The 22,237-nt window shown below is 62.3% G+C and carries 22 protein-coding genes; 6 read left to right on the top strand and 16 right to left on the bottom strand.

What is annotated here, in order from left to right; all coding sequences use genetic code 11:
* Positions 1–2,151, bottom strand: a 2,151-nt coding sequence (locus V7D69_RS07240) for a thiamine pyrophosphate-dependent enzyme (protein WP_333605442.1), incomplete at its 3' end; no start/stop codon positions are given.
* Positions 2,152–2,347: 196 nt separating this feature from the next.
* Between V7D69_RS07240 and V7D69_RS07235 the strand changes: the two genes are divergently transcribed.
* Positions 2,348–3,331 (top strand): zinc-dependent alcohol dehydrogenase family protein, encoded by a 984-nt coding sequence (locus V7D69_RS07235; RefSeq protein WP_333605441.1) that lies wholly within the window; start codon positions 2,348–2,350, stop codon positions 3,329–3,331.
* Positions 3,332–3,444: 113 nt separating this feature from the next.
* Here the strand turns inward: V7D69_RS07235 and V7D69_RS07230 are convergent, their stop codons facing one another.
* From V7D69_RS07230 to V7D69_RS07205, 6 genes are all read right to left on the bottom strand, one after another.
* The gene (locus tag V7D69_RS07230) at positions 3,445–3,858 is read right to left on the bottom strand and encodes a hypothetical protein (RefSeq protein WP_333605440.1); all 414 of its coding nucleotides are present in this window, start codon (positions 3,856–3,858) and stop codon (positions 3,445–3,447) included.
* 79 nt (positions 3,859–3,937) lie between these two features.
* The gene (gene tldD / locus V7D69_RS07225) at positions 3,938–5,356 is read right to left on the bottom strand and encodes a metalloprotease TldD (protein ID WP_333605439.1); all 1,419 of its coding nucleotides are present in this window, start codon (positions 5,354–5,356) and stop codon (positions 3,938–3,940) included.
* A 42-nt stretch (positions 5,357–5,398) separates the two neighbouring features.
* Positions 5,399–5,596, bottom strand: coding sequence for a zinc-finger domain-containing protein (locus V7D69_RS07220; protein ID WP_333605438.1), 198 nt, complete (start codon positions 5,594–5,596; stop codon positions 5,399–5,401).
* Positions 5,597–5,695: 99 nt separating this feature from the next.
* On the bottom strand, positions 5,696–6,997 hold the full coding sequence (gene wecC, locus V7D69_RS07215) for a UDP-N-acetyl-D-mannosamine dehydrogenase (RefSeq protein ID WP_333605437.1): 1,302 nt from the start codon (positions 6,995–6,997) through the stop codon (positions 5,696–5,698).
* Positions 6,981–8,114 carry a non-hydrolyzing UDP-N-acetylglucosamine 2-epimerase gene (gene wecB, locus V7D69_RS07210; RefSeq protein ID WP_333605436.1) on the bottom strand — a complete coding sequence of 378 codons (1,134 nt, stop codon included), beginning with the start codon at positions 8,112–8,114 and terminating at the stop codon, positions 6,981–6,983. The genes wecC and wecB overlap by 17 nt, the downstream gene beginning before the upstream one ends.
* Before the next feature lie 131 nt (positions 8,115–8,245).
* On the bottom strand, positions 8,246–8,419 hold the full coding sequence (locus V7D69_RS07205) for a Flp family type IVb pilin (RefSeq protein ID WP_324063742.1): 174 nt from the start codon (positions 8,417–8,419) through the stop codon (positions 8,246–8,248).
* Positions 8,420–8,663: 244 nt separating this feature from the next.
* Here V7D69_RS07205 and dcd point away from each other — a divergent pair, with 244 nt between their 5' ends.
* The gene (gene dcd / locus V7D69_RS07200) at positions 8,664–9,218 is read left to right on the top strand and encodes a dCTP deaminase (RefSeq protein WP_324063741.1); all 555 of its coding nucleotides are present in this window, start codon (positions 8,664–8,666) and stop codon (positions 9,216–9,218) included.
* A gap of 169 nt (positions 9,219–9,387) precedes the next feature.
* Positions 9,388–9,810, top strand: a complete 423-nt coding sequence (locus tag V7D69_RS07195) for a hypothetical protein (RefSeq protein WP_324063740.1) — start codon at positions 9,388–9,390, stop codon at positions 9,808–9,810.
* A 130-nt stretch (positions 9,811–9,940) separates the two neighbouring features.
* On the opposite strand, the gene V7D69_RS07190 is transcribed toward V7D69_RS07195, so the two are convergent.
* The 5 genes from V7D69_RS07190 to V7D69_RS07170 all read right to left on the bottom strand — a co-directional run bounded on the left by V7D69_RS07190 (position 9,941) and on the right by V7D69_RS07170 (position 14,035).
* Entirely contained in the window at positions 9,941–10,528 is a 588-nt protein-coding gene (locus V7D69_RS07190; protein ID WP_333605435.1) for a lysozyme, read from the bottom strand.
* Positions 10,529–10,607: 79 nt separating this feature from the next.
* Positions 10,608–11,171, bottom strand: a complete 564-nt coding sequence (locus tag V7D69_RS07185; protein ID WP_333605434.1) for a fasciclin domain-containing protein — start codon at positions 11,169–11,171, stop codon at positions 10,608–10,610.
* A gap of 205 nt (positions 11,172–11,376) precedes the next feature.
* On the bottom strand, positions 11,377–12,786 hold the full coding sequence (gene glnA / locus V7D69_RS07180; RefSeq protein ID WP_324064133.1) for a type I glutamate--ammonia ligase: 1,410 nt from the start codon (positions 12,784–12,786) through the stop codon (positions 11,377–11,379).
* 123 nt (positions 12,787–12,909) lie between these two features.
* Complete coding sequence (locus tag V7D69_RS07175) at positions 12,910–13,248, bottom strand: P-II family nitrogen regulator (protein ID WP_324064135.1); 339 nt, start codon at positions 13,246–13,248, stop codon at positions 12,910–12,912.
* A gap of 325 nt (positions 13,249–13,573) precedes the next feature.
* Entirely contained in the window at positions 13,574–14,035 is a 462-nt protein-coding gene (locus tag V7D69_RS07170; RefSeq protein ID WP_324064136.1) for an Lrp/AsnC family transcriptional regulator, read from the bottom strand.
* A gap of 107 nt (positions 14,036–14,142) precedes the next feature.
* Here V7D69_RS07170 and phhA point away from each other — a divergent pair, with 107 nt between their 5' ends.
* From phhA to maiA, 3 genes are all read left to right on the top strand, one after another.
* Positions 14,143–15,006, top strand: a complete 864-nt coding sequence (gene phhA / locus V7D69_RS07165) for a phenylalanine 4-monooxygenase (protein WP_324064137.1) — start codon at positions 14,143–14,145, stop codon at positions 15,004–15,006.
* Positions 15,003–16,100, top strand: a complete 1,098-nt coding sequence (gene hppD, locus V7D69_RS07160; RefSeq protein ID WP_333605433.1) for a 4-hydroxyphenylpyruvate dioxygenase — start codon at positions 15,003–15,005, stop codon at positions 16,098–16,100. The genes phhA and hppD overlap by 4 nt, the downstream gene beginning before the upstream one ends.
* 117 nt (positions 16,101–16,217) lie before the next feature.
* Positions 16,218–16,856 (top strand): maleylacetoacetate isomerase, encoded by a 639-nt coding sequence (maiA, locus tag V7D69_RS07155; protein WP_324064139.1) that lies wholly within the window; start codon positions 16,218–16,220, stop codon positions 16,854–16,856.
* On the opposite strand, the gene V7D69_RS07150 is transcribed toward maiA, so the two are convergent.
* The 4 genes from V7D69_RS07150 to kdpC form a co-directional block, all read right to left on the bottom strand.
* Positions 16,835–18,109: an N-succinylarginine dihydrolase gene (locus V7D69_RS07150; RefSeq protein WP_324064140.1), complete on the bottom strand. Its 1,275-nt coding sequence runs from the start codon at positions 18,107–18,109 to the stop codon at positions 16,835–16,837. The two genes, maiA and V7D69_RS07150, sit on opposite strands and share 22 nt — an antisense overlap.
* 195 nt (positions 18,110–18,304) lie before the next feature.
* The gene (locus V7D69_RS07145; protein ID WP_324064141.1) at positions 18,305–18,991 is read right to left on the bottom strand and encodes a response regulator transcription factor; all 687 of its coding nucleotides are present in this window, start codon (positions 18,989–18,991) and stop codon (positions 18,305–18,307) included.
* Entirely contained in the window at positions 18,988–21,642 is a 2,655-nt protein-coding gene (locus tag V7D69_RS07140; protein ID WP_333605432.1) for a sensor histidine kinase KdpD, read from the bottom strand. The genes V7D69_RS07145 and V7D69_RS07140 overlap by 4 nt, the downstream gene beginning before the upstream one ends.
* Complete coding sequence (gene kdpC, locus V7D69_RS07135; protein ID WP_324064143.1) at positions 21,639–22,232, bottom strand: potassium-transporting ATPase subunit KdpC; 594 nt, start codon at positions 22,230–22,232, stop codon at positions 21,639–21,641. The genes V7D69_RS07140 and kdpC overlap by 4 nt, the downstream gene beginning before the upstream one ends.
* Positions 22,233–22,237: the final 5 nt, after the last annotated feature.

Here is a 22,237-nt window from a genome sequence, read left to right as displayed (position 1 = left end):
CAATGTTGCTGCGCGGCCGAGAGGGATGAAGCTGTCCTCAGCGGCGACGCGGCTGACTGCCAGATCTGGCGCCCGCTCCGTGAACAGCGCCATTAGCCCCTCACTCTGCGATCCGGTGATGCGGCATTCATCGACGATGAGAACGCGTGTCGCTTCACCCACTTCGGCCAGAAGGGCATCCGCATCGAGCGGCGCCAGCCAGCGTAGATCGATCACCCGCGCGTTGATGTCGTGCCGTTCCGCCAGCAGCGTTTGCGCCTGGCGCGACAGATAACAGCCGTTGGCGTAACTTACGATGGCCAGGTCGGTTCCGTCGCCATAACGTCCGATTGCGCCCAACGGAATCGGCGCTGCCTGAACGGGCTCTTCATAAATGCTGGCCCACAGGCCGTCCGCTTCGGCATTGAGGTCTCGCGTCATGTAAAGGGCGATCGGCTCCACGAAAACCACGACGCGGCGCTCCTCAAGCGCAAGACGAACACACTCGCGTAGCATGGCGACGGCATCCCGGCCGTTTGACGGGCAAGCAACGATCAAGCCGGGAATGTCGCGAAAGATCGCCAGACTGTTATCATTATGGAAATGCCCGCCGAAGCCCTTTTGATAGCCCAGCCCGGCGACCCGCACGATCATTGGATTGGCATATTGACCGTTCGAAAAGAAGGGCAGGGTAGCCGCTTCGCCTCGCAATTGGTCTTCGGCGTTATGCACGTAAGCCAGGAACTGGATTTCCGTGATAGCCAGCAAGTCATTGTGGGCAAAGCCGATACCCAAGCCCAAAATACTCTGCTCATCCAGCAGGGTATTGATGACGCGCCGGGGTCCGAAACGATGGTGGAGTTTTGCGGTCACGTTATAGACACCGCCCTTGGGCCCCACGTCTTCCCCAGCCAGCACGATTTGCGGATAGGCCAGCATCAGGTCCGCGAGCGCCCAACTCAACAGGCGGGCCATATGCTGAGGCTTGTCCAACTGAGAAGCATCACTAGCGAAGAGCGCTGCACGCTCTTCGGGTGTGGGCCGGTGGGCGGGCGGCAAGGGCCGACGTGGCGGGATCACGCTTGCCATTACTTGCCTTGCGCTGCCGATCTTCGGCCGTTTTATTGCATCCTCGGCGAGCCGGACGATCGTTTCGCCCGTTTCCGAATAAAGATCGAGAATCTGATCGGCCCGCATCACACCCAGGTCGACCAGTACCGCGGCACTGTGAAGCAATGGATCGTGCGCCTCAGTTTCCAGGATTTCCGCTTTCGACATATAGGCGGTTTGCACGTCAGAGCCGGCATGGCCATAAAGCCGAACACATCCCATGTGCAGGAACACCGGCCTCCGGCGCAGGCGTGCGATGTCCGCTGCGGCTTTGGCGGCGATCAGCGTATCGAGCAGGTCAAGCCCGTCGCACGCAATGTAGGTAAGCGCCGGGCGGTTGCGGAACGAGGCGGCGATCCAGCCCTCTGGAGTATGGGTAGAAATGCCTATGCCATTGTCCTCGCAAATGAACATGATCGGCATCGGCGTGCCCTGATAGGCCGCCCAGCTGGCGCAGTTGATCGCGCCCTGCGCCGTCGAATGATTGGCGGAAGCATCGCCGAAGCTGCACAAAATAATGGCATCATCGTCCAGTGGGCGGTCGCGAAGGTCCAACGCCTTGGCGATGCCGATTCCGAAGGCCGCACCCACGGCTTTCGGCAGATGCGAGGCGATCGTGCTGGTCTGCGGTGGGATATGGAGTGCTTTCGAGCCCAGAACCTTGTGGCGCCCCCCTGAAATGGGGTCCTCCGACGAAGCCGCGAAGCTTAATAACATGTCCCAGATCGGCGTCTGCCCTGGCAGCTGCTTCGATCGCTGGACCTGGAAAGCAGCGTCGCGATAATGAAGGAAGGCCATGTCGCCGACGCGCGTGGCCGCGGCGATGGAGGCATTGCCCTCATGGCCGGAACTGCCAATGGTGTAGAAACTTTCGCCGCGCGCCTGAAGCTGCCGCGATATGCGATCGAGCTGGCGGCTGACGACCTGGGAATGAAACAGGTCCAACAGCGCCGGAGCGTCAACGCCGGCGTCGGTTAACGTGAAGGTGGATCGCCGCGATGGAAGCGCGCCCGAACTAAGCGCCTGAACCAGATTGTTGTGCACGCTGTCGGCAGGATCCATGGTTCTCATCTTCAGCAAAGAGCGCTTCGATGGTTATGATGCCAAGGCTTGGCGGGCAAGACGTCGTATTACTGCCGCCCCATTCCCCGCTGTTAGGCTGTGCGGATTGCCGAGCGCTTTGAGTGAGCGGTATGGTATGTTGAGAAGCCATGTCGGCATGCATTCCAGACAGTCGCCGCTCTCGAAGGAGACGCGTATGTGGGCCATGGTCCTCAAGGCATTGCGTAGCCCGCTCGAATATACCCAGTTGCCTGATCCCATCCCCGATCCCGGCCAGATTCGCGTCCGCGTGACGGCCTGCGGCGTATGCCGGACCGATCTGCACGTGGTGGATGGCGAGTTGTCCGAGCCGCATCTGCCGATCGTTCCGGGACACGAGATTGTCGGCCGCATTGATGCGCTCGGCGCGGGGGTGGAGGGGCTTCGCCTCGGCGAACGCGTCGGTATTCCGTGGCTCGGCCACACCTGCGGCGTTTGTTCTTATTGCCAGACGGATCATGAGAATCTGTGCGATGCGCCCACGTTCACGGGGTACACGCGCAATGGCGGTTATGCGACCGCGGCCTTGGCCGATGCGCGTTACGTCTTCCCCTTGGGAGAGGATGGGGATGACGTTGCGCTGGCGCCGTTGCTGTGCGCGGGGCTGATCGGGTGGCGCTCGCTGACCATGGCGGGAGAGGGGAAACGCCTGGGCCTTTACGGCTTCGGTGCCGCTGCGCACATCATTGCGCAGGTGGCGCTTTGGCAGGGCAGGAAGGTCTTCGCCTTCGCCCGTCCTGGCGATTTGGCTTCGCAGGCGTTCGCACGGCAGCTGGGGGCCACCTGGGCTGGAGATTCGATGGAACAGCCGCCCGAACCGCCCGATGCAGCGATCCTCTTCGCCCCGGTTGGAGCGCTGGTCCCTCAAGCGCTGAAGGTGGTTCGCAAGGGTGGCCGAGTAGTGTGCGCGGGCATCCATATGAGCGATATTCCCGCCTTTCCCTATTCGCTCTTGTGGGAAGAGCGGCAACTCGTTTCCGTCGCTAATCTCACGCGCAAGGACGGGCTGGATTTCCTGGCGCTCGCACCGAAAATAGGCATTCGGACCGAGACGACGATTTATCCGCTCGGCGATGCCAACCAGGCGCTGGCCGATCTGCGCGCCGGACGCTTTGACGGCGCGGCCGTCCTCATCCCATAATCGCGCGCGATCAATATCGGCTGAAAAGTGCTTTTACAGGGAATGCATAAGGAAACGGCCGCGAGCAAGCTCCCGGCCGCCTCCTGCAAGGGACTCGTGTCGAGCGGTGGCGCCTACTTGGCCGCCGCCTTCTTGTAAGGAACAAACTCTCTCAGTCCGACGAAGCCGTTCCACATGTGCGGCATGCTGCGGTCGTGCAATTGCACTGTATCGATGCTGCAAAGCTGCGAGCCGGTGAGGCGTGTCACCAGAATCTGGTCATTGTCGAGCAGGTCGGCATTGGTCGGCCGGTTGACGTAGAGCGTCGAGCCGACGCGATAGACGATAGCGGTTTTATAAATGACGGTCGTGTTGGATGTCTGCGACAACGGAATGCAGTCGACCGGCTTTCCCGCTTCGCGGCCTTCCAGCATCTTTGCAAGTTGTTGCTCGCCGGTAAGCTTAGGTTGCGCCGCAATCGCTGGAGGGCAAAGCAGGACGGCGCCCGCCAGCAGGGTCGCGGCTATGGCGGTGACGGATTTTTTCATAGCCATTCTCCCCTCTCAAACGTTCCCTCGTCCGCCATACGGCATTTAGCGCCGGCTGCCTGAACCGAAGCTGACCGCGTCAGGCCGTGCCGCCCACCGTCAGCCCTTCGATCAGCAGCGTCGGCTGCCCGACGCCTGCCGGAACGCTCTGGCCGCCCTTGCCGCAGACGCCGACGCCTCGATCAAGTTCCATGTCGTTGCCGATGCCCTTCACCCTGGTCAGCACCGAGGGTCCGTCACCGATCAAGGTAGCCCCCTTGATTGGGGGGCCGAGCTTGCCATTCTCCACCTTGTAGGCTTCGGTGCACGAGAACACGAACTTGCCTGAGACGATGTCCACCTGCCCGCCGCCGAAGTTCTTGGCATAGATGCCTTTCCCGATCCGGCTGAGCAATTCGGCGGGATCGTCGTTGCCCGCCTTCATGAACGTGTTGGTCATTCGCGGCATGGGCGCATGGGCATAGCTTTCACGGCGGCCGTTGCCCGTGGGTTCCACGCCCATCAGGCGCGCATTGAGGCGATCCTGCATATAACCTTTCAGAATGCCGTCCTCGATCAACACGGTTTCCTGGGTCGGTGTGCCTTCATCATCGATGGACAGAGAGCCACGACGTCCCTCGATCGAGCCGTCGTCAACGATGGTGACGCCGGGCGCGGCGACGCGGTCGCCGATGCGGCCGGAAAAGGCCGAAGTGCCCTTGCGATTGAAATCGCCCTCCAGGCCGTGCCCGATCGCCTCATGCAGGATCACGCCGGGCCAGCCGGGCGCCAGAAGCACCGGCATTTCGCCCGCCGGAGCATCGACGCTTTCAAGGTTGACCAGCGCCTGGGCCAGGGCGGTGTCGATTGCCTCATTCCAGGTCTCGGGCTTGAAAAGGTCGTCGTAAAGCCGGCGACCGCCGACCCCGAACGATCCGGTTTCTCGCCGGCCATTGCTTTCCGCGACGATCGAAAGGCTGAGGCGCACCAGTGGGCGCACGTCAGTGGCGATGAACCCGTCCGGCCGAACGATCTCCACCACTGACCAGGTGCCCGAAAGCGTGGCGCTGACCTGCGCCACTCGCGGATCGCGGGCGCGGGCGGCGGCATCGATCGTTTCCAGCAGCTTCACCTTCTCGGAAAAGCCGACAAGATCAAGCGGCGAGGCATCGGTGTAGAGGCGCCGGTTGCTCTTCTGCGGCGGCGCGGCGCGCCGTCCCGTGGCAGGGTCGAGCAGTTGCAGCGTTTCACCCGCGCGGCGTATGGCGGCGGCGGAAATCTCATTCGCATGAGCAAAGCCGGTCATCTCACCCGAAACGCCGCGCAGGCCAAAGCCGGCATCGCGCGAATAGTCTGCGGTCTTCAGGCGCCCATCATCGTATCCGAACGCCTCGCTCGCCACGAACTGCAGGTAAAGCTCGCCATCGTCGCAGCGGCGCAATGTTTCTGCAGCCAGCGCCTGCGCGTCTTCCGGCGTGAGTTGGCGATAGAGGAGCGAGCGGGGATCAGTGGCTGTCATGCTCCCGATATAGAGAGCATTATGCTGCGGCGAAAGAAAAGATCAGGCGGCCTGCCGGTCCGCCGGGCCGCTCTTAAGCACGAAGCGGCGATCGCAATAGCCGCATTCGACAAAGCCCTTCTCATCGATCTCCAGCCAGACGCGCGGATGACCTAACGCGGCGCCGGCGCGAATGTCAGTGGCTCCATCGCAGCAAACGCGGTGGGAATCGGTGTAGACGGTTTCAGGCGGGTTCATCATGAGCCGGCGATCTAGCAGGGTGCGAAGGCGTTTTCCAGCGGGTTGACGTTGAGGCCGTCTCGTTCGTGTCGAGCCAAATCGAGAGACGAACGAGTGGGTTCACCCCGCCAGTTGCAGCCGCGCTTCTTCTTCCCGCACGACACGGGGCTGGTCAGGCCAGATGCCTCGCGTGTCGTAGACCAGCTTATCCGCCCGCTCGGCCAGGGGGACCACGCGGAATACGTCATGATCGACCAGCACGATCAGAATGTCGCAAGTCTCCAGGGCATCATCGATATCGATCTGAGTGACGCCGGTGTCGGTGAACTCAATCGGCAGCCCGGCAGCATAAGGCTCCACGATATGGATGCGACCGCCGAACTTGCGGGCCAGGCGACTGGCGACGAAGCGGGCCGGGCTTTCTCGAAAGTCGTCGATATTGGCTTTGAAGGCCAGGCCGAGACAGGCGACTTTGGCTGTGGGATGCGCCTCCACCAGTGCTTCGGCCTTGGCGATCACGTGGTGCATCTTGCCGTCATTGACGCCGCGTGCGGTGCGGATCAGCGGGGTTTCCTCGGGCGCGCCATGAACGATGAACCAGGGGTCGACGGCGATGCAGTGGCCACCCACGCCGGGGCCGGGCGAAAGGATGTTCACGCGCGGGTGACGGTTGGCAAGGCGGATCACTTCCCACACGTCCAGGCCCATCTTGTCCGCAACGATGGAAAGTTCATTGGCGAAGGCGATGTTGACATCGCGATAGGCGTTCTCGACCAGCTTGGTCATCTCGGCTGAACGGGCATCGGTGGTGATGCATTCGCCGCGCACGAAACGCTTGTAGAAGGCCAGCGCCTTGCGGGCGCAGCGCGGGGTCACGCCACCGATCGAACGATCATTGTTGGTCAGCTCTTCCAGGATATGGCCGGGCAGCACGCGCTCCGGGCAATAGGCGATCGAGATATCGGGGGTCTCCGCGGTCAGGCCGGGCACTTTGAGATCAGGCCGCATTTGCGCGATCATGTCGCGAAGCTGCTCCGTCGTGCCCACTGGAGAGGTGGATTCCAGGATCACCACGTCTCCGGCCTTCAGGACCGGCGCTATCGTGCGCCCGGCGGCCAGGACATAGGAAATATCGGGCGCGTGGTTCTTGTCGAAAGGCGTAGGGACCGCGATGACGAAGATGTCGGCCGGCGCCACTTGCGTCGAGGCCGAAAGCAGCCCGCGAGAGACAACCGCGTGGACCAGACCGTCAAGGTCGACTTCCTCGATATGGATCTCGCCGCGATTGATCGTGTCGACGACTTTCTGCGAGACGTCGAGGCCGAGCACCTTGCATCCGGCGCGGGCGATCACTGCGGCCGTGGGAAGTCCGATATAGCCCAGACCGACAACGCAAACGCTGGGTTTAATGTCCGATTTCATGTGCAAGCAGCTCCACGATTCGGCGCGCCGAATGCCCGTCCCCAAAGGGGTTGTGAGCGCGCGCCATGGCCTCGTAAGCTGCTGTATCGTCAAGCAAGGTTGATATTTCGGTAACGATCCTCAATGCGTCGGTGCCGACCAGCCTGGCAGTTCCGGCCTCCACGCCTTCCGGCCGCTCGGTCGTCTCGCGCATGACCAGCACCGGCTTGCCGAGCGCGGGGGCTTCTTCCTGCACGCCGCCGCTGTCCGTCAGCATGATCTCTGCGATGTTGAGCAGGCGTGCGAAATGGGGGTAATCCAGCGGTTCGATCAGCGCCACATTGCTAAGGCCGGAAAGCCGCTCGTTCATCACCTTGCGCACGTTGGGATTGAGGTGGACGGGGAAAATCACCGCCGTGTCCGGTCGCGCCGCGATTTCGCGAATGGCCTGGGCGATCTGCTCCATGCCCTCGCCGAAGTTCTCGCGGCGATGGCTGGTGACGCCGATGATCCGCTTGTCGGCGAACATCGCTTCGAGTTCCGCAAGGCCGGAAGCGAGCGCGGGCTCGGCCTCGATCTTTGCCGAAACCCAATGCAGCGCGTCGATCACCGTATTGCCGGTGACGTGGACGCGGGCGGGATCGACATTCTCGTTGATGAGGGCCGCCGCCGAAGTCGCAGTGGGCGCGAAGTGCAGGCTGGCCATGGCGCCGATGATCTTGCGGTTCACCTCCTCCGGCCAGGGATGATAGACATTGTTGCTGCGCAGCCCCGCCTCGACATGATCGATGGGCAGCTTGCGATAATAGGCGGCGAGGGCGCCGGTCATGGCGGTGGCGGTATCGCCTTGCACGATCACGCGGTCCGGCTTCACTTGGTCCATCACTTTGCCGAGCCCGGTAAGCAGGCTGGCGGTGAGCGCGTCCAGCGTCTGGTCCGGTTGCATCACGTCAAGGTCGTGGTCCGGGACGATACCCGCGATTTCCAGCACCTGGTCGAGCATCTGCCGATGCTGCGCCGATACGCAGACCACGCATTCGAAACGCGGATCGTCTTTGAGTGCGTGAATGACGGGAAACAGCTTGATGGCTTCCGGCCGCGTGCCGAAAACCACGAGAATGCGAGCAGGCTGGGTCATGGCGCGCGGGATATCAGCCGAATGTTAAGCTTGGAATAAAGTTAAGCTGTGGTCCTTCAGATGAGGCAAGACCCCCGACACTCTACCGTGCCGAGGGTCTTGCCGAAAGCTGCTTGGAAACGGGTCAGGTGTCAGCTGGTGGTGACCATTGCCGAAGAGGTTGTCGAGAAGGTGGTGTTCAGCTGTGAGCCCAGGCCCTGCATGGCGGCGATCGCGGCGACAGCGATCAGTGCGGCGATCAGTCCGTATTCAATGGCCGTCGCGCCTTTTTTGTCCTCGGCGAGCTTCTTAATCAGGTTCCGCACTGGCATTCTCCATCGAGAGGGGCGTTGAGTGCCGAAAGTGCTGATCCCGGCGGATGGGAATTTCCGCGTTTCCAGTGAAAAACTCCTTAAGACCAAGGGTAAACGCCTAAGTTTGTGTTCCTAAGGAACATTTTGCCGCGTTATTCGCAGGAGCACGGGCTCGCCCATGTTGTCGTGTCCGTGCCCGGTGGACAACCCCCATCGGCGACTTGCCCCGCAAAGCGCCTTCGGGAATCACCTGCGGATGGCGATTCTCAGTGACAAATGGATAAGGCAGCAGGCCCGCGAAACGGGCATGATCGAACCTTTCGTGGAGGCGCAGCGCCGCGACGGGTGCATTTCCTATGGCCTGTCCTCCTATGGCTATGACGCGCGCGTGGCAGATGAGTTCAAGATCTTCACCAATGTCGATTCGGCGGTGGTCGATCCCAAGGACTTCGCCAGCAACTCGTTCGTCGACCGCAAGACAGATGTTTGCGTGATCCCGCCCAACTCCTTCGCCCTCGCCCGCACCGTCGAATACTTCCGCATCCCGCGCGACGTGCTGGTGATTTGCCTGGGCAAGAGCACCTATGCGCGCTGCGGCATCATCGTAAACGTCACGCCGCTGGAGCCGGGCTGGGAAGGGCACGTGACGCTGGAGTTCTCCAACACCACACCGCTCCCGGCCAAGATCTACGCCAATGAAGGCGCCTGCCAGTTCCTGTTCCTGCAGGGCAACGAACCCTGCGAGACGAGCTACGCCGACCGTGCGGGCAAATACATGGGGCAAAAGGGCGTGACTCTGCCACGGTTGTGAGGGGCTGGGTTGCAGTCGGGAGCTTTACGGCAAGAAGCCGCCATGCATTGCTTGTGAGCGGTCGTTCGGGATGCGCCAACGTTGCCGACGTTGGCATTGTCATTTTACATGTTGGTAAACCCGCCCCTGTGTTAGGTATCAAGGTCCGTATCAAAGGCGGAAAAAGAACATGAAGGACTTCATCTGGCTTGTAAAATTCGTCGCGATGCCCTGCGGTTTGGCGATTAGTGTTCGATTCTTTCAACCTTGGCCAATTGTCTCCCTGACCTTGGGCGCTGTATTCGCTGCCATAGGCCCGCCAGAGACGACCCGGCGGGAACACTATATTGCTCCAGCCCAACGGCCAAAGCCCACAACTGTTTCACGGCAGCGCATTACGATCATGAGCCTATTTGGGCTGTGTCTATCGGCCTGCTTGCTGATGCTCTGGATCGGCGATTTTCTATCGGCTAAGTATTTCTTCCGCGCAATGGGATGGTATCTTATCGGGGTGATAGTTGTTTGGAGCTCGATGGCTTTTGTGAAGGCGCCGAGTAACACAGAGAAATACAACAAATGGTTGTCGGATATGGCGCCTTGGGAAGGCGGTTAGTGCGGCCCCCTTTGCGGACGACAAGGGCGGTCTCAAAGATCGATGTCCGCTCACCCCGACATCCCAGCCATTCAGCGAAGGCATCACGTCTGCTTAAAGCGGACTCTGATGTGGTGGTCATCCCGCGCGTTCATGCTTCACCATAAAGCGCAGCCTCCTCCGCTCGGCGTTTTTCCAACCCGGCCAGCACCGGTCCGTTGTTGTGGACCCACTTGCCGAACTCCCCCTGGGCCTCCGCGAACCGCCCCTGCCGATGCAGCCTGGTCAGTGAAGCTCTGTCGATCGCGCCGGTGTTGTAGTGGAATGAGACCAGCGCATCGAACTGGTTCGCCGTGGTGGGTGCGTCGCCAAGCGCCTGGGCGACTTCGTTGACGTATTTAAGGATGTCGCGATCGAAGCGCGCGTCGCATTCCGCCTGCGTCCAGATCACGCCCCCGCGGATATCCGGGCCGGTGGAACCCCAACCGATCGTCCACGGCATCCCATCGGCGCTGCCGGGATCGGGATAAGCTTCGAAGCGACCGTCCGAACGACGCTTGGCGCAACCTTCCCATTTACGGATCAGCGCTCTGCCCGCGAGGCCGAGTTGGCGCGGCGGAGGCGCGGTTTGGTTCAGTGCGCGGTCGATCGCCTCATCGAGGCGCGCCACTTCGGACTGGGCGAACCCGCGCCCCAGCATGCGGCGCACTTCATCGAAAATCGGCTCGCGGTTCAGCACGCCATTTCTCCATAAAGGTTTGAAACGGCAATTCAGATAACCAAAATGTCTCCTGTAGGAAAATGGTTTTTGAGTTTGCTCAGGCTTGGTTGAGGACGCTGGTGATCGGGATGGCGATGCTTGACCCGCCGATCACCGGCTCGCCGTCGAACTGCGCCCCTGAACCGTCCGGCGCGGTGACGGTGATGGTCTTGCCGGAGCGGGTGAACGTCAATTCCTCCCCACCAAGGCTGGACATCGTCACTTGCCCGTCCGGACTGGCATCGATCGCGGCGTTGATGTCGCGCGGGGTAACGCGGCCCGGCAGGATGTGATCCTTGATGAGGGCGGCCAGCGCGGTGTGATCGCCGGGGGCCATCAGCTTGTTGTCAGGATCACCGGCGGCGGCGAAGGCGCCGTCTTCAGGAGCGAGCAGGGTGTAGCTGGCCCGGCCCTTGAAGGCTGTCGCGACGCCGGTGACTTTCAGCGCCTCGGCGACGGTTTGCAGCCCGTCGGCATTGTCCAGCACGTCGGGCAAGGATGCGGGGGCAGTCGCCGCCTGCTGCGCCGCGGCCAGTGCAACCTGGGCGGAATGCCCGGAACAGGCGGCCAAGGCCAATGCTGCGCTGCTTATCAGGGTGAGGGTGAGGGGGGCCTTGCGCATGTCGATACTCTCCGCTCGTGTCTCCGGTTCGATTGCCCGCCGCCGCTGTCATATGAAGGGAAATCCAACGCCAGATGAACGGCCGGTTCAGCGTGACAATTTCGCGGATGGTAACAAGGCCGCGCGCGCCTGCTCAAACGAAAAAGGGCGCCCGGATTGCTCCGGACGCCCCACTCGGCGAACGTGTCGCCGCCCGATCCTGGGATCAGGCGCTGTAGTACATGTCAAACTCGACAGCCGACGGCGTGGTTTCCCAGCGCAGCACTTCCGGCCACTTCAGTTCGAGATAAGCTTCGATCTGGTCCTTGGTGAACACGCCGCCTTCGAGGAGGAAGTCGTGGTCGGCGACCAGGCTGTCCAGCGCTTCGCGCAAGCTGCCGCAAACGGTCGGCACTTCGGCGAGTTCGGCCGGCGGCAGATCGTAGAGGTTCTTGTCCATGGCCTCGCCCGGATGGATCTTGTTCTTGATGCCATCGAGACCGGCCATGAGCAGCGCGGAGTAGCACAGATAGGGGTTGGCCATCGCGTCGGGGAAGCGAAATTCCACGCGCTTCGCCTTGGCGCCCGCGCCGTAGGGAATGCGGCAGGAGGCCGAACGGTTGCGGGCCGAATAGGCCAGCAGCACGGGCGCTTCATAGCCCGGCACCAGGCGCTTGTAGCTGTTGGTGGTCGGGTTGGTGAAAGCATTCAGCGCCTTGGCGTGCTTGATGACGCCGCCGATGAAGTAGAGGCAAGTGTCCGACAGGCCGGCATAGCCGTTACCGGCGAAAAGGGGCTGGCCCTTTTCCCAGATCGACATGTGGGTGTGCATGCCTGATCCGTTGTCCTTCATGATCGGCTTGGGCATGAACGTCGCGGTCTTGCCGTAAGCCTGAGCGACCATCATCACCACGTACTTGTAGATCTGCATGCGGTCAGCGGTGGTGACCAGCGTGCCGAAAGTCAGGCCCAGCTCGTGCTGAGCGGAGGCGACTTCGTGGTGGTGCTTGTCGCAGGGCAGGCCCATCTCGAGCATGGTCGAGACCATCTCTCCGCGGATGTCCATGCAGCTGTCAACCGGCGCCACCGGGAAGTAACCGCCCTTGGCGCGCGGACGGTGAGCGAGGTTGCCGGTGTCGTAGGCGCGGTCCGAGTTGGTCGGCAGCTCGATGTCGTCGATCTTGAAGCCGTTGCCATCATAGCTGTCATAGAACTTCACGTCATCGAACATGAAGAACTCGGCCTCGGGGCCGACATAGACGGTGTCGCCGAAGCCGGCCGACTTGACGAAAGCCTCGGCGCGCTTCGCGGTCGAGCGCGGATCGCGGCCGTAAAGCTCGCCGGTCGAAGGCTCAACGATGTCGCAGAACAGGATGAGCATCGGCGTGGCCGAGAACGGATCGGTGTAAACGGCGTCGAGGTCGGGCTTCAGGATCATGTCCGACTCGTTGATGGCCTTCCAGCCTTCGATCGACGAACCGTCGAACATCAGGCCGTCTTCCAGCTCGTCCTCGCCGAGGACGGAGGACACCATGGTCAGGTGCTGCCACTTGCCCTTGGGGTCGGTGAAGCGAAGATCGACCCATTCGATCTCCTCGTCCTTGATCTTCTTGAGGACGTCCTTTGCACTTGCCATTTGTTGTTTTCTCCGTGTTGCTCTTTCGCGCGGCGAAAGAGGATAGGGGTATTTCGTATTTCAGAAACGGTGCCGGCCCCCCGTGCCGGCGCATTTCCGATCCGACCTAGGCCGGGAGATTTTTCAGAGAGCGTCGTCGTCCCGTTCGCCGGTGCGGATGCGCACCGCCGTTTCGATCGGCACGACGAAAATCTTGCCGTCACCGATGCGGCCGGTCTGCGCAGCGTCAGCGATGGCTTCCACCACGCGCTCGGTCAGGGCATCGGGCACCACGACTTCGAGCTTCACCTTGGGCAGGAAATCCACCACGTATTCAGCGCCGCGGTAGAGTTCGGTGTGGCCCTTCTGGCGGCCGAAGCCTTTGGCTTCGGTCACGGTGATGCCGGAAACCCCAACTTCGTGGAGCGCTTCCTTCACTTCGTCGAGCTTGAAAGGCTTGATGATGGCTTCGATCTTTTTCACGCCGAACTTGACCCCTGCATTTGCTCCCGGATCGTCAGAGAGGTTTCCGGCCGGGAACCGGATGCCTCGCGCGCGACTCCGTATGGAGTCTCCATCAAGAATCGTGCCAATGCTCCGCCGTTCGTCGTAGGACAAGTGTGCAATCGCGAAAAGACGGGAATCGTGTGATTTGTCATAACGGCGGACAACGCATGGTCCGGCCGCTGCCGGATTTGCCGCCGTTTCTGTCCAAGATTCGGGCATGACCTGCCTGAAAATTGTGCAGTCGCGATATACTTCGGCGTTTCCGGCAAAAAGGTCGCTCTGCGCGACGCCGCTGGTTCGGCTATTCCAACGGCAGGGCCCGCGCCTGCTTGATCGTTTCCAGCACGATGATCGACTTCACGTCGCGCACGCCGGGAATCCGCACCAGAGTCTTGAGGGTGATCTGCGAAAGATGCTCAACATCCCTTGCGATGACATGGACGAGATAATCCATGTCGCCCGTTACCGCGTGGCAGGCCACGACATAGCGGTTCTCCTGAATCGCCTGTTCGAAGCGCGAAATGTTCGCGTCGCTGTGACCGTCGAGATTGATGAGCACATAGGCGTCAAGTTCGAACCCTAGCCTCCGCGTATCCAGAACGGGCTGATAGCCCCGGATCACCCCTTCATCCTCCAGCCGCTTGATTCGGCGGCTGACTGGCGTGGACGAGAGCGCCGCACGTTCCGCTACTTGGGCGACGGGCATGCGCGCGTCTTCCTGCAAAGACCCGATGATCTTGCGATCAAATTCATCCAGATGCACGGATCGCCTCCTAACGCCGGAACGGATAGCTGATTCCACTAATAAACTGCATTCCCGATAGCGCAATCGCACGGAAATGACGTGCTCTTCGTGCTATGTTCTCCCGCATGAAGACCCCGCGCACCCAGACATCCGATAGCGGCCTTCGGGGAGAGTACGAAGGCGCTGCCGACGATTATGTCGTCGGCCAGGACTGGCATGCCTATACGCCGGAGATGCATGATCGGTGGCGACGCCTCCATGCACGCCAGACGAAACTGGTCGAACGCCATGCCTGCGCCTCGTTCCGCGAAGGACTGGCCCGGCTCGATTGCGGCCAGGGGATACCCCGTTTCGAGGACGCCAATGCGCTGCTGGGCTCCGCCACCGGTTGGCGGCTGGTTGCGGTGCCTGGCTTCATCCCTGACGATACGTTCTTCGATCATCTCGCTCATCGTCGTTTCCCGGTCACGCGCTGGCTGCGCGAGGAGCATGAGTTGGACTACCTGGTCGAACCAGACGTGTTTCACGATTTCTTTGGTCACGTGCCGATGCTGCTTGACCCGGCGATCGCCGATTTCCTTGAACTTTACGGCCGGGCGGGAAAGCGAGCGATGGCCATGGGCGCGCTGGAGATGCTGGCGCGCATTTACTGGTACACCATTGAGTTCGGGCTGGTCCGCGAGCACGGCGGTCTCAAGGTCTTCGGAGCGGGCATCATCTCCTCGGCCGGAGAGACGGTTTATGCGGTGACGGACGCGCAAGTGCTGCGGCTGCCGTTCGACCCGGTGCGGGTGATGCGCACCGCATATATGATCGACAAATTCCAGAAGACATACTTTGTCCTCGATGACTTGCCGCAGCTTATCGACGGATTGGTCGGGCTGGATTTCGGTCCGATCTATCGGACATGGCGCGATGTGCCTCCCTTGCCGGCCGGCGAATGTCTTCCAGACGAAAACCCCATCCCTTTTTCCGGAGCAAGAGCATGAGCGACCTGTTCGAAAATCCCATCGGCCTTGACGGGTTCGAGTTCGTGGAATTTTCCGCGCCTGAAAAGGGGGTGCTGGAACCGGTATTCGAGGCCATGGGTTTTGCCTGGATCGCGCGCCATCGCTCCAAGGACGTCGAGCTATGGCGTCAGGGCGGGATCAATTTCATTACTAATTACGAGGCGCACAGCCCGGCCTGGTTTTTCAGCCGCGAACACGGCCCTTCGGCCTGTGGCATGGGCTTTCGCGTGCGCGATGCGCGGCGGGCCTATGCTGAACTGCTCGCCCGCTCGGCCGAGCCGGTGCAAGTGGCGACGGGGCCGATGGAACTGCACCTCCCCGGCATTCGTGGCATCGGCAATTCGATCATTTACCTGATCGACCGTTATGAACGGAACGGAGACGGCGGGCTCTCCATCTATGACATCGATTTCGAATACTTGCCCGGCGTGGACAGGCATCCGGTCGGCGCCGGACTGAAGCTGATCGATCACTTGACGCACAATGTCTACGGCGGCCGCATGGCCTATTGGGCGGACTATTACGAAAAGCTCTTCAACTTTCGCGAGATCCGCTATTTCGACATCAAGGGTGAATACACCGGCCTTACCTCGAAGGCGCTCACGGCGCCGGACGGCAGGATCCGCATCCCCCTTAACGAGGAAGGGGAGGGCAAGAAGGGCCAGATCGAGGAGTTCCTGCGCCAGTTCAACGGCGAAGGCATTCAGCATATCGCGCTGATAACCGACGATTTGGTGGCGACCTGGGATCACCTGCGGCAATTCGGCGTACCGTTCATGACCGCGCCGCCTGCGACTTATTACGAGATGCTGGAGGACCGCCTGCCGGGGCATGGCCAGTCCGTGAGCGAATTGAAGTCGCGCGGCATTCTGCTTGACGGCGCCACCCAACACGGAAAGCCCCGGCTGCTGCTGCAGATCTTCGCGGAACCCCGTATCGGTCCCGTCTTCTTCGAGTTCATCGAGCGTAAGGGCGACGAGGGCTTTGGCGAAGGCAATTTCAAGGCGCTGTTCGAATCCATGGAGCGGGACCAGGTGCGCCGAGGCGTGCTGAAAGTCGAACCGGCGCAGTAGCGGAAGGGCGGAACTCCCTGCGCGGCGGGTCGAGGATAAGCTTGACGAAAGGCTGCGTAGGAAGAAGGGTTCCGGTGCGCGGCCCGGCTGCGCGCAACGATCGCCCAAGGAAACCTCATGCGCCTTCATGCCTATTTTCGCAGTTCCACCAGTTATCGGGTGCGGATCGCGCTCAATCTGAAGGGACTGGCCTATGAAGTCATTCCCGTGAACCTCCTGAAATCCGAACAGCGCGACGAGGCATATCGCGAGATCAACCCGTTCGGCGGGGTGCCCGCGCTGGAGTTCGAAGGGCGCGTTTATGCGCAGTCGATGGCGATCCTCGAATGGCTGGACGAACGTTTTCCCGAGCCGCATCTGCTGCTGCCCGGCGATGCCGACGCGCGCTTTGGCATCCGCGAATTGGCCTATGCGATTGCCACTGAGCTTCATTCCCCGCTCAACTTGCCGGTGCTTCGCTATCTCAAGCATGATCTCGGCCACACCCAGGAGGAAGTGGATACCTGGTATCGTCACTGGCTGGCACGGACCCTCAGCGGGGTCGAGACGCAACTCGCCCGGCGCGGGGCGGGCGATTTCCTGGCGGACGAGCCCGGCCTGTTCGAATGCGTGCTGATCCCGCAGCTTTATAATGCCCGCAGGATGGCCTTTGACCTTGCCGATTATCGCCACTGCACGCGAATCGAGGCGGCCTGCCTGGAACTGCCAGCCTTCATGACCGCGCACCCGGATAATCAGCCGGACAACCCCGCCTGATCCCAGCACAGTTCCGACAATTCCAGTTCGGCGCATAGGGCCTCGCGGGCGGCAAGACAGTCGCGCCAGAGCGCCGGACTGGAAATATCCTGAGCCGTGATCTGCTCCGGCCAATGCGCGCGGACCAGCGCCTCGATCCGGTCCAGTTTGGCGGGCGTGGCGAGGAAGCGCGGGTCCACCGTCGCCGGATCGGCGACCACTCGCAGGCGCAGGCAGGCCGGGCCGCCGCCATTGGCCATGGATTCCCGCAAGTCATGCACGAAGAGATGGCGGATCGGCCCATTGCCGGCGACATGGGCTTCCAGCCATTGCCAGACGGCCGGGGTCTCCCGCGCCTCTCCCGGCAACACCAGCGCCATTTCGCCTGACGGCAGCGTCACCAGTTGTGCGTTGAAGAGGTACGATGCGATCGCATCCTCCAGGCTGACCGCGCTGGCGGGAACTTCCACGAGCTCCACCCCGGGCAGTTTTTCGCGCAGCGTTTCATAAAAGGCGTCGCGATCGGCAAATGCCAGTTCATGCGCGAAAAGCACACGTTCGTTAGCCACGGCGACAACATCGTTGTGGAACGCCCCCGCTGCGATCGCTTCTGCTGATTGCCGGGCAAAAACGGTCCGGGTCGGGTGCAGCCTATGAATGCGCGCCACCGCCTCGCTCGCTTCGCGATGCTGGCGCGCGGGGAAGGGGCCGCCGCCTTCCCCGTAAACGAAGATCTCGATGCCGGGCGCAGCATGGTCCGCACAAAGGCGCATGTGATTGGCCGCGCCCTCGTCGCCGAACGGAGCGGGCACCGGCGCGTGAACGGCGAAATGCGCGGTATCGGCAAAGGCGAGGCGCAACTGCGCCAGCGTCTCGCGCCATTCGTGGCTGCGATGCGGCATTGTCACGAGGTTGGCGACGGTCAGGTGGCAGAGTCCGTCAATCGTATCGGGCGCCGGTGAGACGGTCGCCGCATTGGCCGCCCACATCGAGGAGGCGGACAAGGCATTGGCTTGCAGCGCGGCGCCCGCTCTGTCCATCCTTGTGCCGAGCTGTCGCAGCCATTCTTCGTTCGGCCGGCGCAGAGGGACGAAGAGACCTTGCGGCAATCCCAGATTCAGATTGGCGCGCATCTTCGCCAGCCCCTGCAACGCCGCATCGCGCGGCCGGGAGACTTTCCCGAAATTGCGCGTGGACGCCAGGTTGCCCAGGCTCAGCCCGGCGTAATTGTGAGTGGGACCGACAATCCCGTCAAAATTGATCTCAATGAGCATGGAACGCCTTTACGCCGGCCCTGCCGCATCAGGTTGACACAGTTTACACAGTTCAGAGGCGGAAGTGTCATCCGCCGCAGACAAGACCTGCTCATGCGCGAAGGGAAGGGGGCAAGCACTTGTCATACCATGGGATTACCGCTTTCGACCGAGGTAGGAAAACGGTTTCGACAGGTAATTCCCAGCAGGCCGCCCTCAATCCACGCAGGCCAGTCGATAGCCGATTCCGGGCTCATTGCGCAGCAGAGCCGGTTGCGCGGGATTGTCTTCCAACTTTCTGCGAATGCCCCGTGCAGCGACGCGCAGGTATTCCACGTCAGCTTCATGACCGGGGCCCCAGACGGACTTCAGCAATTGCGCATGGGTGATGACCCGTCCGGGGCTTCGCGCCAGTTCGGACAGGAAGGCGTATTCCTTGGGCGTCAGGTGAACCTCGTTCCCGTTCTTGCGAACCGTGCGGGCGGCAAGGTCTATTTCGACATCACCGTGCCGGAAGGGCTTTTCAGCCGCGTCGGCGGGGAAGCGATGGCGCAGGGCGCGGCGGATGCGGGCAAGCACCTCCTCGCTGTCAAAGGGCTTCGAGACGTAATCGTCCGCGCCCAGGTCAAGCGCGGCCACTTTCTGCTCCGTCGCGTCACGGGCGGAGACGACGATGATCGCAGTGTGGCCCTGCATGATAGGGATCAGTTCCAGTCCGTCCCGGTCCGGCAGGCCAAGGTCGAGCAGAACGAGTTGGGGCTTATCGATCTGCAGGGCATTCAGGGCTTCCCGCGCGTTCTCAGCTTCTATCACTGTATATCCCGCGCGGGCGAGGCCGGCGTGGAACAGGCGCCGAATGGCGGGTTCGTCATCGACGACGAGAATGGTGGCGCTCGGCGTCATATTCCTGGCCAATCCTTTAGGTGCGCCGTGTCGAAATGAATGGTGAAGCAGGCGCCCTGGCCGTCATCGCGGTTGGCCGCCGTGACGTGCAGGCCCATGGCGGTGGCGAAGCCCTTCACGATCGCGAGGCCAAGGCCCGTTCCGCCCTTGCGATCAGACCCCTCGATACGCGCGAAGGTTTCGAAGATCCGCTCTTCCTCTCCCTGGGGAATGCCGGGCCCCCGGTCAGAGACGGACAGGGCCAGGCCGCCGCCGGTGCGTGCGGCGCAGATGGAAATCGGCGTGTCGGGATCGCCATACTTGGCGGCGTTTTCGATCAGGTTGGTCAGGCAATGGTGAAACAGGTTCGGGTCGACCAGCACCATGGGCAGATCGGACGCAAGCTCCGTTGTAACCGGGCGGCCCGCCAGCAAGGGCCGCAGGCCGTGCAGCGCTTCGGCGACGGCTTCGTCAAGCGCCACGGGCTGCGTCTTTCCATGCAGTGCGCCGGCTTCGATGCGGGCCATTTCGAGCAAGTTGGTGACGAAGCGATGCAACCGCTCCGCCTCTCCGCGCGCCGCCGCGACTTGCGCCGCCTGTTGCGGCTCTTTCGCGTCGATCGCGGCAAGAGTGGCCATGATCGTGGTGAGCGGCGTGCGCAAATCGTGACTGACCGAGGACAGCAGCGAGTGCCGCAGCCGGTCGCGTTCGCGGGCCTGGGACAGATCGCCCATGCGCGCTTCGAGTTCGATCCGCTCAAGCGCCAATCCGGCCTGATCGAGAAAGCTGAGTAGCAAGGGTTGTTGATCGGCCCGTACCGGCGCGCGCGCGTCGCTTCGGGCGAGACCGAAAACGCCCAGCGCGGTGCCGCCCGCGGCGATGGGATGAAACAGCCATTCCGATGACGTCAGCGTGTCCGATCCGCGACCGGCCGGGCGGTTGTTCGCGAAGCACCAGCGCGCCGCGGCCAAATCCAGCGTTTCGAGATGAGCGCCTTGCGGCCAGCTCCATCGCTGCGAAAGCCCGTCCTCATCCGGCATCAGCAACAGCGTATGTGCATCCAGCAGGCCACCGATTTCGGTGCAGAGCACTTGCGCGAGTTCATCGCTGGTTCTGATGCCGGTGAGCTGCCTTGCGAACCCGGCGAGGGCGCTGTTCTGCGCGGCGCTGGCCTGAGAGAGCAGGGCATGCGCGCGCACCCGGGCTGCGAGCTGGCTGCTGACGATGGCGACGCCCAGGAGCATCAACACGGTGATGATGTTGCGCGGGTCCTCGATGGTCAGAGTGTGCGTCGGAGGCAGGAAGAAGAAGTTGTAGGCCAGCGAGCAAGCCAGGCTGGTGACGATGCCGGTGCGCAGGCCATAACGCGTTGCCGCGAACATCACCGGAAGCAGATAAAGCAGCCCGAGGTCAGTGATATTGCCGCTTGAAAGGATGGCGGTGCCGATAAGCGTGACCATGGCTGTCAAGGCGAGCGAGAACAGATAGCCCGTCAGACTGCCCCATTCGCCGGGTGGGCGCAGCCGGAGCCCCCTGGGAACCGGGGCCGGCGTCGTAGGCAGGACGTGGACGGCAAGACCGGGCGTTTCGCGCACCAGCCGGTCGACGATCGAGCCGTGTCGTAACTCGAACCAGCGGGAGCGGATCGACTTGCCGACGATGAGCTGCGTGGCGCGTGCCTGCGCGGTGAAGTTCTTCAGGCCCTCAAGAACGGATTCGGCTGGAACGGTCGCCACTTGCCCGCCGAGCTGCGCCGCCAGATGCAGGGCATCGGCAAGCTGGATGTTCTCGACGTCGGTGAACGCGGCGCTGCGTGGGGTTTCGATATGCACGGCCGTCCACGGCGCACGCAACGCGTCGGCCAGCCGCTTGGCCGCGCGAACCAGCTCAAGGGCGCCTCCCTGCTCGCTGATCGCGGCGACGAGGCGATCACCTCCAGCCCAGGTTCCCTCCATCGCATGCGCGCGGACATAGTCCAGCATCTGCGCGTCAACAGTTTGCGCGGCAAAGCGCAGCGCCAGCTCGCGCAAGGCGGACAGATTGGATTTGGAAAAGAAATTCCCCAGCGCGCGGGTCGCCTCGTCAGGCACGTAGACTTTGCCTTCGCGCAGCCTCTCGATGAGGTCGTCCGGGGGAATGTCGACGACTTCGATCTCCGCGCCGTCCAGCACTTTGTCCGGCAGCGTTTCGCGCACCCGCACTCGCGTGAACGACGCGACGACGTCGTTCAGGCTTTCAAGGTGCTGGATATTAAGCGTGGAATAAACGTCGATCCCGGCGTCGCGCAGTTCTTCCACGTCCTGCCAGCGCTTGTCGTGCCGGCTGCCGGGCGCGTTAGTATGCGCCAGCTCATCCACCAGCACCAGCGCGGGCCGGCGGGCAAGGACGGCATCGATGTCCATCTCGTCAAGCACGTGCCCCTGATACGGGACGCGGTGGCGGGGGACGACTTCGAACCCGCGCACTTTGGAGGCGGTTTCCTGCCGCCCATGCGTCTCGACGACGCCCACGACCACATCGACGCCGTTTTCCCGGCGGACGGCGCCGTCGCTCAGCATTTCATAGGTTTTGCCAACGCCGGGAGCCGCCCCGAGGAAAACCTTTAGGCGGCCGCGTCCCTCGCGCTTGGCGGCGCGCAGCAGGGCTTCCGGGTCAGGACGCTGTTCGTTCACCGGACAGGTCTTGCGCTCCCTTGCGCCAGCCTGTCGAGAGCCAAGTTGAGTTCGAGGACATTAACACGCGGTTCGCCGAGAAAGCCGAGGAGCGGTTCTTGTTTGTGCCGCTCGACCAGGTCGCGCACGCCCGCCTCCGGCAGGCCGCGCGCCGAAGCCACGCGCGACACCTGGAACAGAGCCGCCTCTGGGCTGATATGCGGATCGAGACCAGATGCGGACGTCGTTACCAGATCCGTGGGAATACGCGTGCCTGAGGGGCTCAGCGACGCCAGGTCGCCCTTGATGCGGTCCGCCAGCGCCTTGCTGGTGGGGCCCAGGTTCGAGCCGCTCGACGCAGTGGCGTCATAGCCCTTGCCCGCGGCCGAGGGGCGATCGTGGAAATAACCGGCGCCGGCGAAAGCCTGGCCGATCAATTCGGAGCCGACCACTTTGCCGTTGTGGCGGATCAGGCTGCCATTGGCCTGCGCCGGAAACACGAGTTGGCCGATCCCCGTCAGGGCCGTCGGATAGGCAAGCCCAAGCAGCAACGCGAAGAGTGCGGTTAGCACCAACGCGGGACGAAGGGAGGTGGTGAAGTCGTTGAGCATTGTCC

The sequence above is a fragment of the Novosphingobium sp. genome (genome assembly GCF_036733805.1).
In the GTDB taxonomy this organism is placed as follows: Bacteria; Pseudomonadota; Alphaproteobacteria; order Sphingomonadales; family Sphingomonadaceae; genus Novosphingobium.
Note: the sequence above shows the minus strand (reverse complement) of the source record. Positions and strands in the feature narration are given on the sequence as shown.